Source organism: Massilia orientalis (assembly GCF_030411975.2).
Taxonomy (GTDB): domain Bacteria; phylum Pseudomonadota; class Gammaproteobacteria; order Burkholderiales; family Burkholderiaceae_D; genus Telluria; species Telluria orientalis.
This window is the reverse complement of record NZ_JASNRB020000005.1, coordinates 180,155-194,725: the sequence shown is the minus strand read 5'-3', so window position 1 is coordinate 194,725 and position 14,571 is coordinate 180,155. Positions and strand designations below refer to the sequence as shown.

Here is a 14,571-nt window from a genome sequence, read left to right as displayed (position 1 = left end):
AAGGTGTGGATTCAGTGCGCGCGCTTCTGCACGAGCGCCGTGCCGATGCCGTGGCGGTGGCCTTCGCTGACCGCCGTCACCGTGCCGTCGGGATTGAACACGATCGCGTTCGCGGCGCCGATCTCCTCGGGCTTCGCTTCCCACTTGTGGCCGAACTGTTCCAGCGCCTGGGCCTGCGGGGTGCCGGCAAAACCCGGTTCGACCGAGGTCTCTTTCGCGTTGCGCTGCGATAGCCGCGGCGCGTCGATGGCCTGGTCCATCGTCATGCCGAGGTCGATGTAGTTGACGATCGTCTGCAGCACCGTCGTGATGATCGTCGCGCCGCCCGGGCTGCCGATGGTGAAGGCGGGCTTGCCGTCCTTGAAGGCGAGCGTCGGCGCCATGCTGCTGCGCGGGCGCTTGCCCGCTTCGGGGACGTTCGGCGCCGGACCGGTGAAATCGAAGTCGGTCATCTCGTTATTCAGCAGGAAGCCGTAGCCCGGCACGACGATGCCGCTGCCGCCCCACGACTCGATCGTGAACGTGTAGGCCACGACGTTGCCCCATTTGTCCGACACCGTCAGGTGCGTCGTGTGCGTGCCTTCTTTCATGATCAGGTTCTGCTGCGGGCGCAGCGGAAAGCTCTGGTCGTTCTCGTACAGGAAGGCGTCGCCGGCGGGGACGACGCCGGCCGCGCGGTCCGGCCGGATCAGCGAACGGCGCTGCGCGGCGAACTGCTTCGACAGCACGCCTTCGATGGGCGCGTCGACGTATTCCGGGTCGCCGAGGAAGGCGTTGCGGTCGGCGAAGGCGAGGCGGCTTGCTTCCAGGTACAGGTGTTCGACGTTCGCGCGCGGCATCGCCTTCAGGTCGAAGCCTTCCAGGATGTTGAGCGCTTCGGCGACCGTCACGCCGCCGCTGCTGGGCGGCGGCATGCCGTAGATGTCGTAGCCGCGGTAGGTGGAGCGGATCGGCTGGCGGATGCGCGCCTCGTAATTGGCCATGTCCGCGAGGCTCATCGTGCCGGGGCGGACCTGGACGCCGGCCGTGACGGGCGGGCGGTTGACGGCCGCGACGACGGCCTGCGCCAGCGGGCCTTCGTAGAACACCTTGTAGCCTTTCGCCGCCAGCTCGCGGTAGGCCTTGGCGAGGTCCGGATTTTTCACGACGGTGCCGGCCGGCAGGGCCTTGCCGTTCTTGAGATACAGCTTGCTCGTCGTCTCGAACATGCCGAATTTTTTCTCGTTCTCGACGATCAGGCCGTGCATGGTGTCGCTGACGGGGAAGCCTTTCGTCGCGACCTGGATCGCGGGCGCCAGCACCTGCTTGAACGACATCGTGCCGTAGCGCTCCAGCGCCTCGTGCCAGCCGCGCACGGTGCCCGGCACGCCGACCGATGCGCCGCTGGCGACGGCCGTGTCGAAATCGATCGCCTTGCCGTTTTCCTGGAAGACGGATGGGCTGAACGACGCGGGCGCCGTCTCGCGGTGGTCGATGGTGACGACGCGCTTGTCTTTCGCAAGGTACACGACCATGAAGCCGCCGCCGCCGATGCCGCAGCTGAACGGATCGGTGACGCCCAGCGTGGCCGCCGCCGCGACGGCCGCGTCGATGGCGTTGCCGCCCTTGTTGAGGATCGCGAGCGCGGAGGCCGACGCCTTTTCGCTGATCGTGGCGACGGCGCCGCCGGTGCCCGTCGCGACCGGGGTCTTGGCCAGCGCGAGCGGCGGTGCCAGGACGATGGAGAGGATCAGGCCGCAGGCGAGGGTTTTGGCGGAAGTGGTCGACGTGGTCATTTGGCGGAGATCTTGAGCGTGACGGGAATGATGTCGCTGGGGCGCAGCGTGCCGGCCGCGCGCGCGGGCGGGATCGCGGACGTGTCGAGGGTGATGCGGGCCCCGTGCAGCGACGCGGGCGTGGCCGTCGGCTGGTCGGGACCGAGCGTGAATTCTTCGGCGCCGTTCGGGCCGTCGATGAGGAAGCGGAAGATCAGCCGGCCGGCCCAGACGCAGCGCGTGTTCGCGGGACAGCGGCTGTCGCTGTAACTGTCGTACGTGAGCACGGTGCCGCGCGCGAGGACGACGCTTTGCTCGGGCCGGAGCGGGTACACGGCGTCTTGCGGCGGAGGGGCGGCGCAGCCGGCCAGGATCGGCATCGACACGGCCGCCGCGAGGGCGGCCAGGGACGGCAGTTTCATGGAGCGTCCGGTTGTTGGTGTGAAACCAATCATAGCAAAATCGCCAGTCGAGGCCGGCGCGCTTGCCGCTCGGTGGCGCTCACACGAGCGGGTAGCGCTGGAACACCGGCAGTGCTTCCGCGCGCGCGGTCCAGGCGGCCAGGCGCGGGAAGTCATCGGGCTTCACGATCTGCGCCACGTTCAACTGGACGAACGACCACGTGACGGCGGCCGTGACCGCGGCCTGGTCGAGTGCGGCGATGTCGAACGCGTCCGTCTCCGCTTCCAGCAGCCTGAGCGCGGCGAACAATTGCTGCTGCACGCGGTCGAGCCACGGCTGGTGCTGTTTTTCCTGCGGACGCAGCGAATACTCGTAGACGATCTGCGCCGTCTTTTCGCACGCCGCCAGCGCCGGGCCGATGGCACGCAGCGCCCTGGCCCGCGCGGCCGGGGCGGTGGGCAGCAGGGAGTTGCCCGCCAGCGCGTCGCCGTATTCGAGCATCAGCGTGGAATCGATCAGGAAGGAACCGTCGTCCAGCACGAGCGTCGGCGCCTTGACTGTCGGATTGATGGCGGAGAATTCGTCGAAGTTGCGGAACACGGACAGCGCCTTGTGTTCGAACGGAATGTCCTGCAGATCGAACGAGATGGCGACGCGGCGGACGAACGGTGAATCGAGCATGCCGATGAGTTGCATGAGATCTCCTGGTGGGTTGCGGTGGTCTTCCATTCTATTTCCTTCTGGACAATGATGTGCGTTATGCATCATGACTTGACGATGCGCGTCCGCCGGCGCATATTTGAAATCGATTTCATACATGGGGAACAGGATGGAAAAGCCGGCACTTTCCACGCCGCGTGTGATTGCCATCGACCTGCTGCGCGGCCTGGCCGTGATGGGCATGATCATGGTCGCGTACGCGGGCGGCTGGGACCGGCGCTTCACGTTCCTGACGCATGCCGACTGGCGCGGCTTCGCCATCGCCGACATGATCTTTCCCGCCTTCCTGTTCTGCGCGGGCGCCGCGCTGCCGTATGCGCTCGCGCGGCGCGCGGGGCAGGGCAGGACGGCTCTCGTCGGCCACGTGCTGCGCCGCTCGGCCGTGCTCGTCGCGCTCGGCGTCGTGCTGAACCTGCTGCCGGGCTTCGACTTCGCCCACGTCCGCCTGCCGGGCATCCTGCAGCGCATCGGACTGTGCTATGCGATCGTGGGCACGGGCTGCGTGCTGGCGTTGCGGCGCGACGGCCTGCGCGTCTCGGTGCCGGTGGCGGCCAGCGTGGCGCTGCTGGCCGGCTATGCCGCGCTGCTGCTCGCGTGGGATGCGCCCGGCTGCGGGCGCGCGTGTTTCGACTCGATGCACGCGCTGCCGGCCGTCGTGGACCGCGCCGTGTTCGGCGTCCCGCACCTGTGGCCGTGGGGGACGACCGGCGCCGTCGTCACCTTCGATCCGGAAGGTCTCGTCTCCACCCTGGGCGCGCTCGTCAACGTGCTGTTCGGCGTGGCGGCATCGCTGCTGTTGATGCGGTCGCACAAGCGCGCCACGCTGACGGCCCTCGCCATCGCCGGCGTGGCCTGCCTGCTGGCCGGCTTCCTGCTCGATCCGCTCGTGCCCATGGTGAAAAAACTGTGGACGCCCAGCTTTGCGCTGGCGTCCGGCGGGTTCACGCTGCTGTCGCTGCTCGTGCTGATGCGCGTCGTGCCGCCCGGCCAGGAGGCGCCCGCGTGGACCCGGCCGGTGCTCGCCTTCGGCACCAATGCGACGCTGGCCTTCGTCGGCATCACGCTGATCGATACGGCGATGCAGCTGCCGCTCGGGGCGGGCAGCTTGCACGACCTGCTGGCCGCGTGGCTGGCGCAGGCGATTCCCGAAGCGCGGGTGGCCTCGGCCGCGTATTCGGCGTTGTTGCTGCTCGTGCTGGGGGCGGGGCTATGGCAGCTGTTCAAGCGGCGCATCGTCATCCGGATCTGAAGTATGCTGGCGCTCTTGGACCCGACAGGAGGCTGGACATGACACGTTTGACCGCAGCGGATTTCGACCCCGAGGTACTGAAACTGTTCGATGGCTATGTGCACGGCCGCGTGTCGCGCCGCGATTTCCTGTCGCGTGCCAGCCGCTATGCCGCCGGCGGCACGACAGCGGCCGCGTTGCTGGCGCAGTTGTCGCCGTCGTTCGCCGCGCCGCTCGTCGCGCCCGCGGACGCGCGCCTGAAGACGCGGTACGTCGACTTCCCGTCGCCGCAGGGCTATGGCAAGGTGCACGGCTACCTGGCCGAGCCGGCGCACGCGAAAGGAAAGCTGCCGACGATCCTCGTCGTGCACGAAAACCGCGGCCTGAATCCGCACATCGAGGACGTTACCCGCCGCGTCGCGCTCGACGGCTATGTCGCCTTCGCCCCGGACGCGCTGTACCCGCTGGGCGGCTATCCGGGCGACGAGGACAAGGCCCGCGAACTCTTCCCCAAGCTCGACCAGGCCAAGACGCGCGCGGACTTCATCGCCGCCTTTCATGCGCTGGCCGCGCTGCCTCAGGGTACGGGCAAGGTGGGCGTGGTGGGCTTCTGCTATGGCGGCGGCATCGCCAACTACCTCGCGACGCAGCTGCCGGACCTGGCCGCCGCCGTGCCGTTCTACGGCATGCAGCCGCCCGCGGCCGACGTCGCCCGCATCCGCGCGCCCCTGCTGATCCACGACGCCGGCAAGGACGAGCGCATCCTGGCCGGCTGGCCCGCGTACGAGGCCGCGCTGAAGACGAACCGCGTCGACTATCAACACGTCGTCTACCCGGGCGTGGAGCACGGTTTTAATAACGACACGACGCCGCGCTACGACGAAGCGGCCGCGACACTGGCGTGGGGCCGGACGATGGCGTTCTTCAAGGCGAAGCTGGCGTAGCGGAGCCTGTTTCGAACAGTCAGGTCGGCATTCGGCTTCAGGCAATGCGGCGGACGGTGCCCGATGGCGCGGCGATTGGCGCGCCGATCCGGAATACCTGGACCGCCTGCGCCAGCCGCGCCGCCTGTTCCTGCATCGCCGCCGCCGCCGCGGCCGACTGCTCGACCAGGGCAGCGTTCTGCTGCGTGACCGCGTCCAGCTGCGTCACCGCCTGGCTGACCTGCCCGATGCCGCTGCTTTGCTCCCGGCTCGCGGCGGCGATGTCGTTCACGATGGCGTTGACGCGGCCGATGCTGGCGACCACCTGGTCCATCGTCGCGCCAGCCTGGCCGACCAGCCGCGTGCCGGTTTCGACCTGAGCTGTCGATGTCCCGATCAGGTCCTTGATTTCCCTGGCGGCGGCCGCGGCACGCTGGGCCAGGTTGCGCACCTCGCCCGCCACCACGGCAAAGCCGCGCCCTTGCTCGCCGGCACGCGCCGCTTCGACGGCGGCGTTCAGGGCAAGGATATTCGTCTGGAAGGCAATGCCGTCGATGACCGCTGTGATCTCGGCGATCTTGCGCGCCGACGCATCGATGTCCGCCATGGTCGCGATCACCTGGCCGACCACGGCGCCGCCTTCGCCCGCCACCTTCGACGCGGCATGTGACAGCTGGTTCGCTTCCTGCGCGTGGCCGGCATTGCGCTGCACGGTCGAGGTCAGCTCTTCCATCGACGCCGCCGTTTCCTCCAGGGCGCTGGCCTGCTGTTCGGTGCGGCTCGACAGGTCGAGGTTGCCGGCGGAGATTTCCCTGGATGCGGTCGCGATCGTCTCGGTGCCGTCGCGTACGCGGCCGACGATCGCGGCCAGGCTGTCGTTCATGTCGCGCAGCGCGCGCAGCAAGGCCGCGGTCTCGTCCCGGCCGTGCACGGCGATGGCCTGGGTCAGGTCGCCGGCCGCCACCGTACGGGCGATTCCCACGGCCGCGCGCAGCGGGCGCACGATGCCGGCGGCCAGCAGCCACGCGCAGGCGGCACCCGCCAGCACGCCAGCCGCCGTCAGGGCCATGGACAGGCGAGCGCTGCGGGCCTCGATGGCGAGGATGTCATGGTTTTGCGCATCCATTTGGCGATGCTGCAGGGCCAGCAGCGCCTCCAGCAAGTCCTGGTAGCCTCGCGCCGTCGGCACGAAGGATTCGTTGAGGAGGCGCTCGGCCAGCGCGGTGTCGCCGGCGGCCTTGGCTTTCATCGCCGCGGCCGTGATGGCGCGGTAGCGCTGCCGCTGGGCGTCGATGCGGCGCAGCAGGGCGGTTTCGTCGGGCGTGGTCAGCAGCGGTTCGATCTGGCGTGCGAGATCCGCCGAGCGCTTGATGGCCTCGTCCATCTCACCTTTGAAATATGCGGCGACGCCGGGATCGTTACTCTTGACGATGGCCCCGGTGCGGCGGATCGCGCCGAAGACTTGCATATTCCATTCGGCGATGAGGCGCTCCTTCGCCAGCGGCGCGGCCATCGCCTGCGCCGCCAGGGCGATGTCGTGCATGCGCCAAATGCTGAAGCCCGTGGTCAGTACGCCCAGGCCCAACACCAGCCCGAAGCCCACGGCAAGCCGTCCGGCAATATTCATCTTGGCCAACCATCCCGTCATTTCCCCACCTCGACTTATCGAAAAAATCTATCAATTAATAGAAAAAACTTGTTTCGCGATCCAACGAAAAATTTCTTGTTTGAAATATGAATGATGCCGCAGCGAGCGGTGAAAACGCAAATGCCTCGTATAAATTTTGTGAAAACTGTGGCGCACGGGATGCAGACAAAGATTGTGATTATGCGGGTTTTCGGATAAGTCCAAAGGGTAGGTCTTTGATTTGATAGGAGCGATTGTCAAAATTATTCGATTTATCAATAGAATCTTTTTGCTTATTCTTGCTTGACTTTTGCCCTATATTGATTCGGCGTCACATGAGGGAAATCGTGGCGACGACCCGCTTGCAACGAGCGCAGCGACACGAAATGCGTGGGCGGGCCAACGCGACAATCAATGAAATTGTGCGCAGTTGTTTATAAATACCGGAGACAAATTATCAAACCGAACGTCCTTGCACTGGTAGCGGGTGTCCTGAGTTGTGGCGCCGCGCTTGCTCAAACCAATGTCCAGCTCTACGGCAGCGTCGATGAAGGCCTGGATTACGTGAACAACGCCGGCGGCCAATCGCTGAAAGCCGTCAACGCGGGCAAGCGCTCGCCCGACCGCTTCGGCTTTCGCGGCACCGAAGACCTGGGCGGCGGGCTGAACGCTTTCTTCAAGCTCGAGACTGGCTTCAATTCCGACTTGGGCAACCAGGCCAATCCGAACAAGTTCTTCAACCGCTACGCCCAGGTCGGGCTGTCCAGCACGCGCTTCGGCACGCTGACCCTCGGCCACATGCCCGACTTCGCCTACGACTACGTGGGCGTGCTGAACAACAGTGTGCCCGGCATCTCGTGGTCGTACTCGCCCGGCAACCTCGACAATCTGGCCAACATCTTCGGCATGGACAATGCCATCCGCTACGAGACGCCCGTGATGGCGGGCCTGCAGGTGGGTGTGATGAACGGCTTCGGCGAGGATCCGTCCAATTTCTCGCGGTCGCGTACGTACTCGGTCGGCTTCCGCTACAACAACGCAGCCCTGAAGCTGGCCGGCTCGTACTCGATGTTCCACAACCGGACGGCCGACCTGAAATCGATCTTCGGCGTCACGAACGTACTCGGCCAGAGCCTGGCGGGCGCGCAGTTCAATGCCGACCGCTTCAGCACCGGCGTGCTGGGCGCCAGTTACCAGGTCGGCATCTTCGTCCCGCACGCGACCATTACCCAGGTCCAGCTCGAGAATGCGCGCGGCGAAGTGATCCAGCGTAACCTGCAGGCTGGCGTGAACACGGACCTGAGCGGCGGACGCAAGACGCGCATCCTCGGCTTGTCGACGGCGCATTCCACGTTCGAAGCCATCACGTATAACCAGTACAACGCATTCCTGAGCCAGTATCTGAGCCCGACCGTCCAGATCTACTGTGGCGCGGCTTACGTCCACGCGTCCGGTCCCGGCGCCCGGGCGACGGCCTTCGGCTACACGCCGTCCAGCGGACGCACCCAGACCCTGACGCGCGCCGGCGTACAAGTGCAGTTCTGATCCGATTCGTATTCATCACAGAAGGTGCCACATGTTATCCAGCATTACCGACGTCAAGGTTTCGTCCAGCCCGGCAGCGGCCGACCAGGACGGCGGGGGCGCCGCCCTCATCGCCCGCATGGAAAGCGTGCCGATCTCGCGCTGGCACGTCCGGGCCCGTGTCGTCATGGGCAGCGCCACGTTCTTCGACGCCTTTGACGCGCTGTCGCTGGCCTACGTGCTGCCGGTGTTGATCGGCATGTGGCATTTGGCGCCCGGCCAAATCGGCTTGCTGATCGCCACCGGCTACATCGGCCAACTGGTCGGCGCCATCTTCTTCGGCTGGCTGGCCGAGCGCATCGGCAGGGTCAAGAGCGAGTTCTGGACGATTCTCCTGATGTCGGTGATGAGCCTGGCGTGCGCCGCGACGGGCAACTTCAACGGACTGATGGTGTGCCGCTTCATCCAGGGTATCGGCGTGGGCGGCGGCAATCCGGTCGCGGCCGTCTACATCAACGAGTTGTCGGTGGCGCACAACCGCGGCCGCTTCTTCCTGCTGTACGAACTGATCTTCCCGCTGGGCCTGCTGGCCGCCGCCCAGGCGGGCTCGCTGCTCGTGCCCCACGTCGGCTGGCAGTCGATGTTCCTCGTGGGCGGGATTCCCGGCCTGCTGATCGTCGGCTTCATCTGGTTCCTGCCCGAGTCGCCGCGCTGGCTGATCGGCAAGGGCCGTTTCGACGAGGCCGAGCGCATCATCGAGCGTATCGAGGCGAGCACGGACAAGCGCATCGAGGTCAAGGCACGTCCGCGGGTGCCCGCGCAGGCAGCCAGGAAGGCCGGCGTGCGCGAACTGTTTTCCGCGTTCTACCGCAAGCGCACGTTCGTCGTGTGGGCGCTGTGGGGCACCGCCTACTTCGTGGCAAACGGCCTGAACAACTGGATGCCCAGCCTGTACAAGACCGTGTACCACCTGCCGCTCGGCCAGGCGCTGCGCCTCGCGTCGATGTCGAACGTGCTCAGCGTGATCTTCGTCCTCGCGTGCGCGTTCCTCGTCGACCGCGTGGGCCGCCGCCGCTGGGTGATGTCGTCGTTCTCGATCGCCGGCGTGCTGCTCGCCGCACTGTACTTTACCGGCGCGCCGTCGGCGTACGGCGTGATGCTGCTGGGGTCGACCGCATACGCCGTGATCGGCACGACGACCATCCTGCTGTTCCTTTACACGCCGGAGATTTATCCGACCCGGATGCGCGCCGTCGGCACGGCGCTGGCGACGTCCTGGTTCCGCGCCGCCTCGGCGGCCGGCCCTGCGATCGTCGGCGTGGTGCTCGGTACCAAGGGCGTCGCTCCCGTGTTCCTGATGTTTGCCGGGGTCTGCGTGCTCGGTCTGCTGGCGGCCCTCGGCATGACGGAGACACGCCAGAAATCACTCGAGGAAATCGCACCCTGATGCGCACCCTGTACGACAAGCTCTGGGACGAGCACCTCGTGGACCTGGACGAGGACGGCGGCGCGCTGCTGTACGTCGACCGCCACCTCGTGTACGAAGTCACCAGTCCACAGGCGTTCGCGGGCCTGGCCGCGGGGGCACGCCCGGTATGGCGCCCCGGCGCCACGTTCGGCGTGTGCGACCACAACGTGCCGACCGCGGGCCGTGCCGGCGGCATCGCCGATCCGCTCTCGCGGCTGCAGGTGGAGACGCTGGCGCGCAATTGCGACGACAACGGGATCCCGCAATTCCGCATGCTGGACCGGCGCCAGGGCATCGTGCACGTGGTCGCGCCGGAGCAGGGGTTGACCCTGCCGGGGATGGTCGTCGTGTGCGGCGATTCCCATACGAGCACGCACGGCGCGCTGGCCGCGCTCGCGTTCGGCATCGGCACGTCCGAGGTCGAGCACGTGCTGGCGACGCAGACGCTGGCCACCCGCAAGAGCCGCACCATGCTCGTGCGGATCGACGGCGGCCTGGCACCCGGCTGCAGCCCGAAAGACCTCGCGTTGTACCTGATCGGCCGCATCGGCACCGCGGGCGCCACCGGGCACGCGCTCGAATTTACCGGCGCTGCCGTGCGCGCGCTGTCGATGGAAGGCCGCATGACGCTGTGTAACATGGCGATCGAGGCGGGGGCACGCGCGGCGCTGGTCGGCGTGGACGACACGACGCTCGACTACCTGCGCGGGCGGCCGTACGCACCCGCCGGTGTGCAGTGGGACGCGGCGGTGAAGGTCTGGCGCGGCCTCGTGTCCGATCCCGGCGCGCGCTTCGACCGCATGCTCGCGTTCGACGCCGCCGCGGTGGCGCCGCAGGTCACCTGGGGCACGTCGCCCGACATGGTGGCGCCGGTGGGCGCCGCCGTGCCCGACCCGGACGACGAGGGCGACGCCGGGCGGCGCCGCGCGATGGAAGCGGCACTCGACTACATGGCTCTCGTGCCGGGCACCCGCATCGCCGATATCCCGATCGACAGGGTCTTCATCGGCTCCTGCACCAACGGCCGCATCGAGGACCTGCGCGCGGCCGCCGCCGTGCTCGCGGCCGCGGGTGGCCGCATCGCGCCGAACGTGCGCCAGGCGCTCGTCGTGCCGGGTTCGGGACTCGTGCGCGAGCAGGCCCAACGCGAGGGCCTGGACCGCGTCTTCACGGCGGCCGGCTTCGAGTGGCGCGAGCCGGGATGCTCGATGTGCCTGGCGATGAACGACGACCGTCTCGCCCCGGGCGAACGCTGCGCGTCGACGTCGAACCGCAATTTCGAAGGGCGCCAGGGCGCCGGGGGACGCAGCCATCTCGTCAGCCCGGCGATGGCGGCGGCGGCCGCGCTGGCCGGCCGCTTCGTCGACGTGCGCGCCTTCGCGCGGGGAGGACGGTGATGGAACCGTTCACCGTCGTCGACGGGTTGGCGGCGCCGCTGCGACGCGACAACGTCGACACCGACGCGATCCTGCCCAAGCAGTTCATGAAGTCGGTCGCGCGGACGGGCTTCGGCCCCAATTTGTTCGACAGCTGGCGCTACCTCGATCCGGGCGAACCGGGCCAGGATCCGGCCATGCGCCGGCCGAACCCGGATTTCGTGCTGAACCAGCCGCGCTACCGCGCTGCGACGATCCTGCTGGCCGGGCGCAATTTCGGCTGCGGCAGCTCGCGCGAACACGCGCCCTGGGCGCTGCTGCAGTACGGCTTTCGCGTGCTCGTCGCGGTGGGCTTCGCCGACATTTTCCGCCAGAACTGCACGAAGAACGGGGTGCTGCCGGTCGAGCTGGGCGACGCGGCGCTGGACATATTGTTCGCGGCGGCGGAAAGCGAGGGCGGCTGCCGCCTGCGCGTCGACCTCGAGCACCAGCGCGTGACCGGGCCGGGCGGTTTCGCGGCATCGTTCGACATCGCACCCGCGGCGCGTCACGCCCTGCTGGGCGGCCTGGACGAGATTGGCCTGACCCTGCGCCGGCGCGAGCGCATCGCCGCGTTCGAGCGCGAGCGGCTGGCCCGCTACCCGTGGCTGGCCGCGTCGATCCAGACCTGATCCGCGCTGCTAGAATGGGGGCTTCGGAATCCGTTGCCGGCAGCGGCCGGCGGTATGCGTCATGAACCTCTCCCTCAGGCAGCTCAAGGTATTCCTCGGCGTTGCGCAGGCCGCCAGCTTCACCAAGACCGCGCAACGCCTGCACCTGTCGCAGGCTGCGCTGTCCGCCATCATCCGCGAACTCGAAACCCAGCTGCAGTGCCGCCTGCTCGACCGCACGACGCGCTCGGTCGCCCTGACCGAGGCGGGGCGCATGTTCCTGCCCACTGCGGCGCATATCGTCGAGACCATCGAGAACGCGGCGCTCGAACTGCGCAAGATCGGGCGCGAAGAACAGCGCCTGCTGCGCGTGGGCGTGATGCCGCACATCGCCGTGAGCCTGATGCCGGCGGTGCTCGGCCGCTTCGCCACCCTGTGCCCGCTGGTGCGCGTGGAAATCGTCGACAGCACGCCGTCCGAGCTGTTGCGCATGGTCGAAGACGGTGCGCTGGACGCCGCCTTCGGCCCGTTCTTCCGCAAGGAATCCGGCGTCGAGCGGCTGCAGATCTTCCCCACCCAGCTGATGCTCGCCACCGGGTTGCAGGAGACCGACTGGCCGGACTTCAGCGCCGAGCAGGAAACCTGGCGCGCGCTGCAGGGCGTCCCGCTGATCTGCTTCCTCGGCGACACGCCGATCCAGCGCATGGTCGAAGAAAGCCTCGGCGCGGCCGCCGTCACCACCGGCAAACGCACGTTCGTCGGCCACCTCGAGACGGCGATCGCGATGGCGGAGGCGGGATTCGGCGTGGCCGTGGTGCCGTCGATCTCGGCGGCGGCGTGCCAGCGCTACCGTGTACGCCTGCATCCGATCCGTCCAGCCATCGAGCTGCCGTTCTACTGCATCACGCGCGCCGGCCGCGCCAGCAACGAGACGCTGTCCCAGCTCTCGGCCGTGTTCGAGCAGGTCGCGCAAGAATTCAGCGGCGGCAATCCCGTGCTGAAGAAGAGCCGCAAGCGCGCCACCCCGGCATCCTGACGCTTCGATACATACTGTTTATATTGTTCGATTTTCCCGATTAAACGATAAATTCTTTTTGCTTCCGCTCGCCAGGCCCTTTCTTTATATTGGGTCGCACAAGAACTCAGCGAGACAGCACATGAACATCGTCATCATCGGGGCGGGCCTCGGCGGCCTGACCGCCGCCAATGCCTTGCTCGACCGGGGCTTCCACGTCACCGTTCTCGAACAGGCCGCGCAACTCAAGGAGATCGGCGCGGGCGTCCAGCTCAGCGCGAACGCCACCGGCGTGCTGTACCGGCTCGGTCTCGGGCCGGCACTGGAACGCATCGCCTCCGAGCCGGCCGGAAAGCGCGTGCGCCTGTGGAACACCGGCCAGGCCTGGCCGCTGTTCGACCTCGGCGCCGTGTCGCGCGAGCGCTATGGCTATCCTTACTTCACGCTGCACCGCGCCGACCTGCACGCCGTGCTGGCCGACGGCGTGCGCCGGCGCAGCCCGGACGCGATCCGGCTCGGCGTCAAGGTCGACGGCCACCGCCAGCACGACGATGGCCGCGTGACGGTGCATGCGGCCGACGGCACGACCGTGGTCGCGGACCTCGTGATCGGCGCGGACGGCGTTCACTCGCGGACCCGCGAAGCGCTGTTCGGACCGGACGCGCCGCGCTTCTCCGGCATCATGGCATGGCGCGGCGTGATCCGCGCCTCCGACCTGCCGGCGCACATGCGCGAACCGTACGGCAGCAACTGGGTGGGGCCGGGCGCGCACGTGATCCAGTACCCGCTGCGCGGCGGCGAGCTCGTGAACTTCGTCGGCGCCGTCGAGGGCGGCGGCTGGGAAGTCGAGTCCTGGTCCGAGCGCGGTACGCACGAGGAGTGCCTGCGCGACTTCGCCGGCTGGCACGAGGATGTGCAGGCGATGATCCGCGCCATCGACGTGCCGTACAAATGGGCCCTGATGGTGCGCGATCCGATGCCGCAATGGTCGCAGGGCAGCGTGACACTGCTGGGCGACGCCTGCCATCCCACGCTGCCGTTCCTGGCCCAGGGCGCGGGCATGGCCCTCGAGGACGGCTATGTCCTGGCGCGCGCGCTGGACCAGTACCGCGGTGACGTTCCCCAGGCGCTGCGCAGCTACGAGGCCGCGCGCCACGAGCGCACCGCGCGCATCGTGCGCGGCTCCGCGGCGAACGCCGCGCGCTTCCACAACCCGGCGCTCGGCCATGCCGAGGGCGCCGCCGCCTACGTCGGCACCGAATGGAGCGAGGACCGCGTCAAGGAACGCTACGAATGGCTGTTCCAGTACGACGTCGACGCCGTTCCCCTGTAAGCCAACCGTACAAGGAGACATCATGACCAAGCCGCCCGCCGTGCGCGGACTGCATCACTTCGCCTGGCGCTGCCGCGACGCCGAGGAAACCCGGGCCTTCTACGAAGACCTGCTCGGCCTGCCGCTGGTGCACGTCATCCGCCTCGACCGCGTGCCCAGCACCGGCGAGTACTGCCCGTACGTTCACCTGTTCTTCGAGATGAGCGACGGTTCGAACATCGCTTTCTTCGACCTCGGCGACGGCGTCCGCGCCGAGCCCTCGGCCAACACCCCGGCCTGGGTCAACCACATCGCGCTGCGCGTGGACAGCCTGGCCGGCCTGGAGGACATGAAGGCGCGCCTGCAGGCCGCCGGCGTGGACGTGATCGGGCCGGTCGACCACCACTTCGTCAAGTCGATCTACTTCTTCGATCCGAACGGCTTCCGCCTCGAGTTCACGACGCCGACCGGCACGCCCGCGCAGCACGCGGCGTTCCGCAGCGAGGCGCGCGGCCAGCTCGACGACTGGACCGCGGAAAAGGCGGCGCGCGCCGCCCGGGCGGTGGACTGAC

Annotated in this window: 13 protein-coding genes; 9 read left to right on the top strand and 4 right to left on the bottom strand. The window is 67.9% G+C overall.

Annotation, left to right across the window (positions count from 1 at the left end; all coding sequences use genetic code 11):
• Window positions 1–11: 11 nt before the first annotated feature.
• The 3 genes from ggt to QPK29_RS09350 all read right to left on the bottom strand — a co-directional run bounded on the left by ggt (window position 12) and on the right by QPK29_RS09350 (window position 2,852).
• Window positions 12–1,775 (bottom strand): gamma-glutamyltransferase, encoded by a 1,764-nt coding sequence (ggt, locus tag QPK29_RS09360; RefSeq protein ID WP_371768718.1) that lies wholly within the window; start codon window positions 1,773–1,775, stop codon window positions 12–14.
• Window positions 1,772–2,176 (bottom strand): hypothetical protein, encoded by a 405-nt coding sequence (locus tag QPK29_RS09355; RefSeq protein WP_371768717.1) that lies wholly within the window; start codon window positions 2,174–2,176, stop codon window positions 1,772–1,774. Before QPK29_RS09355 ends, ggt begins: the two co-directional genes overlap by 4 nt.
• A gap of 79 nt (window positions 2,177–2,255) precedes the next feature.
• Window positions 2,256–2,852: a glutathione S-transferase gene (locus tag QPK29_RS09350; RefSeq protein ID WP_371768716.1), complete on the bottom strand. Its 597-nt coding sequence runs from the start codon at window positions 2,850–2,852 to the stop codon at window positions 2,256–2,258.
• A 133-nt stretch (window positions 2,853–2,985) separates the two neighbouring features.
• On the opposite strand from QPK29_RS09350, the gene QPK29_RS09345 reads away from it, so the two are divergent.
• Entirely contained in the window at window positions 2,986–4,125 is a 1,140-nt protein-coding gene (locus tag QPK29_RS09345) for an acyltransferase family protein (RefSeq protein ID WP_371768715.1), read from the top strand.
• 38 nt (window positions 4,126–4,163) lie between these two features.
• Window positions 4,164–5,048 carry a dienelactone hydrolase family protein gene (locus QPK29_RS09340; protein ID WP_371768714.1) on the top strand — a complete coding sequence of 295 codons (885 nt, stop codon included), beginning with the start codon at window positions 4,164–4,166 and terminating at the stop codon, window positions 5,046–5,048.
• Between the two features lie 37 nt (window positions 5,049–5,085).
• Here the strand turns inward: QPK29_RS09340 and QPK29_RS09335 are convergent, their stop codons facing one another.
• Entirely contained in the window at window positions 5,086–6,675 is a 1,590-nt protein-coding gene (locus tag QPK29_RS09335; RefSeq protein WP_371768713.1) for a methyl-accepting chemotaxis protein, read from the bottom strand.
• 399 nt (window positions 6,676–7,074) lie between these two features.
• Here QPK29_RS09335 and QPK29_RS09330 point away from each other — a divergent pair, with 399 nt between their 5' ends.
• The 7 genes from QPK29_RS09330 to QPK29_RS09300 all read left to right on the top strand — a co-directional run bounded on the left by QPK29_RS09330 (window position 7,075) and on the right by QPK29_RS09300 (window position 14,570).
• Complete coding sequence (locus QPK29_RS09330) at window positions 7,075–8,199, top strand: porin (RefSeq protein WP_371768848.1); 1,125 nt, start codon at window positions 7,075–7,077, stop codon at window positions 8,197–8,199.
• A 31-nt stretch (window positions 8,200–8,230) separates the two neighbouring features.
• Entirely contained in the window at window positions 8,231–9,625 is a 1,395-nt protein-coding gene (locus QPK29_RS09325; protein ID WP_371768712.1) for an MFS transporter, read from the top strand.
• Complete coding sequence (gene leuC / locus QPK29_RS09320) at window positions 9,622–11,043, top strand: 3-isopropylmalate dehydratase large subunit (RefSeq protein WP_371768847.1); 1,422 nt, start codon at window positions 9,622–9,624, stop codon at window positions 11,041–11,043. Before QPK29_RS09325 ends, leuC begins: the two co-directional genes overlap by 4 nt.
• Window positions 11,043–11,693 (top strand): 3-isopropylmalate dehydratase small subunit, encoded by a 651-nt coding sequence (gene leuD, locus QPK29_RS09315; RefSeq protein ID WP_160409643.1) that lies wholly within the window; start codon window positions 11,043–11,045, stop codon window positions 11,691–11,693. Before leuC ends, leuD begins: the two co-directional genes overlap by 1 nt.
• Before the next feature lie 61 nt (window positions 11,694–11,754).
• Window positions 11,755–12,708 (top strand): LysR family transcriptional regulator, encoded by a 954-nt coding sequence (locus tag QPK29_RS09310; protein WP_056122714.1) that lies wholly within the window; start codon window positions 11,755–11,757, stop codon window positions 12,706–12,708.
• Between the two features lie 121 nt (window positions 12,709–12,829).
• Complete coding sequence (locus QPK29_RS09305) at window positions 12,830–14,020, top strand: FAD-dependent monooxygenase (protein ID WP_056122717.1); 1,191 nt, start codon at window positions 12,830–12,832, stop codon at window positions 14,018–14,020.
• 22 nt (window positions 14,021–14,042) lie between these two features.
• Window positions 14,043–14,570 (top strand): VOC family protein, encoded by a 528-nt coding sequence (locus QPK29_RS09300; protein WP_056122720.1) that lies wholly within the window; start codon window positions 14,043–14,045, stop codon window positions 14,568–14,570.
• Window position 14,571 lies beyond the last annotated feature (1 nt).

What these genes read in the sequence shown, in the direction of transcription:
- QPK29_RS09325 (WP_371768712.1), top strand. Translation starts at nt 8,231, where the DNA reads ATGTTATCCAGCATTACCGACGTCAAGGTTTCGTCCAGCCCGGCAGCG.
- QPK29_RS09305 (WP_056122717.1), top strand. Translation starts at nt 12,830, where the DNA reads ATGAACATCGTCATCATCGGGGCGGGCCTCGGCGGCCTGACCGCCGCC.
- QPK29_RS09335 (WP_371768713.1), bottom strand. Translation starts at nt 6,675, where the DNA reads ATGACGGGATGGTTGGCCAAGATGAATATTGCCGGACGGCTTGCCGTG.
- QPK29_RS09340 (WP_371768714.1), top strand. Translation starts at nt 4,164, where the DNA reads ATGACACGTTTGACCGCAGCGGATTTCGACCCCGAGGTACTGAAACTG.
- QPK29_RS09310 (WP_056122714.1), top strand. Translation starts at nt 11,755, where the DNA reads ATGAACCTCTCCCTCAGGCAGCTCAAGGTATTCCTCGGCGTTGCGCAG.
- QPK29_RS09345 (WP_371768715.1), top strand. Translation starts at nt 2,986, where the DNA reads ATGGAAAAGCCGGCACTTTCCACGCCGCGTGTGATTGCCATCGACCTG.
- QPK29_RS09300 (WP_056122720.1), top strand. Translation starts at nt 14,043, where the DNA reads ATGACCAAGCCGCCCGCCGTGCGCGGACTGCATCACTTCGCCTGGCGC.
- QPK29_RS09355 (WP_371768717.1), bottom strand. Translation starts at nt 2,176, where the DNA reads ATGAAACTGCCGTCCCTGGCCGCCCTCGCGGCGGCCGTGTCGATGCCG.
- ggt (WP_371768718.1), bottom strand. Translation starts at nt 1,775, where the DNA reads ATGACCACGTCGACCACTTCCGCCAAAACCCTCGCCTGCGGCCTGATC.
- QPK29_RS09350 (WP_371768716.1), bottom strand. Translation starts at nt 2,852, where the DNA reads ATGCAACTCATCGGCATGCTCGATTCACCGTTCGTCCGCCGCGTCGCC.
- leuD (WP_160409643.1), top strand. Translation starts at nt 11,043, where the DNA reads ATGGAACCGTTCACCGTCGTCGACGGGTTGGCGGCGCCGCTGCGACGC.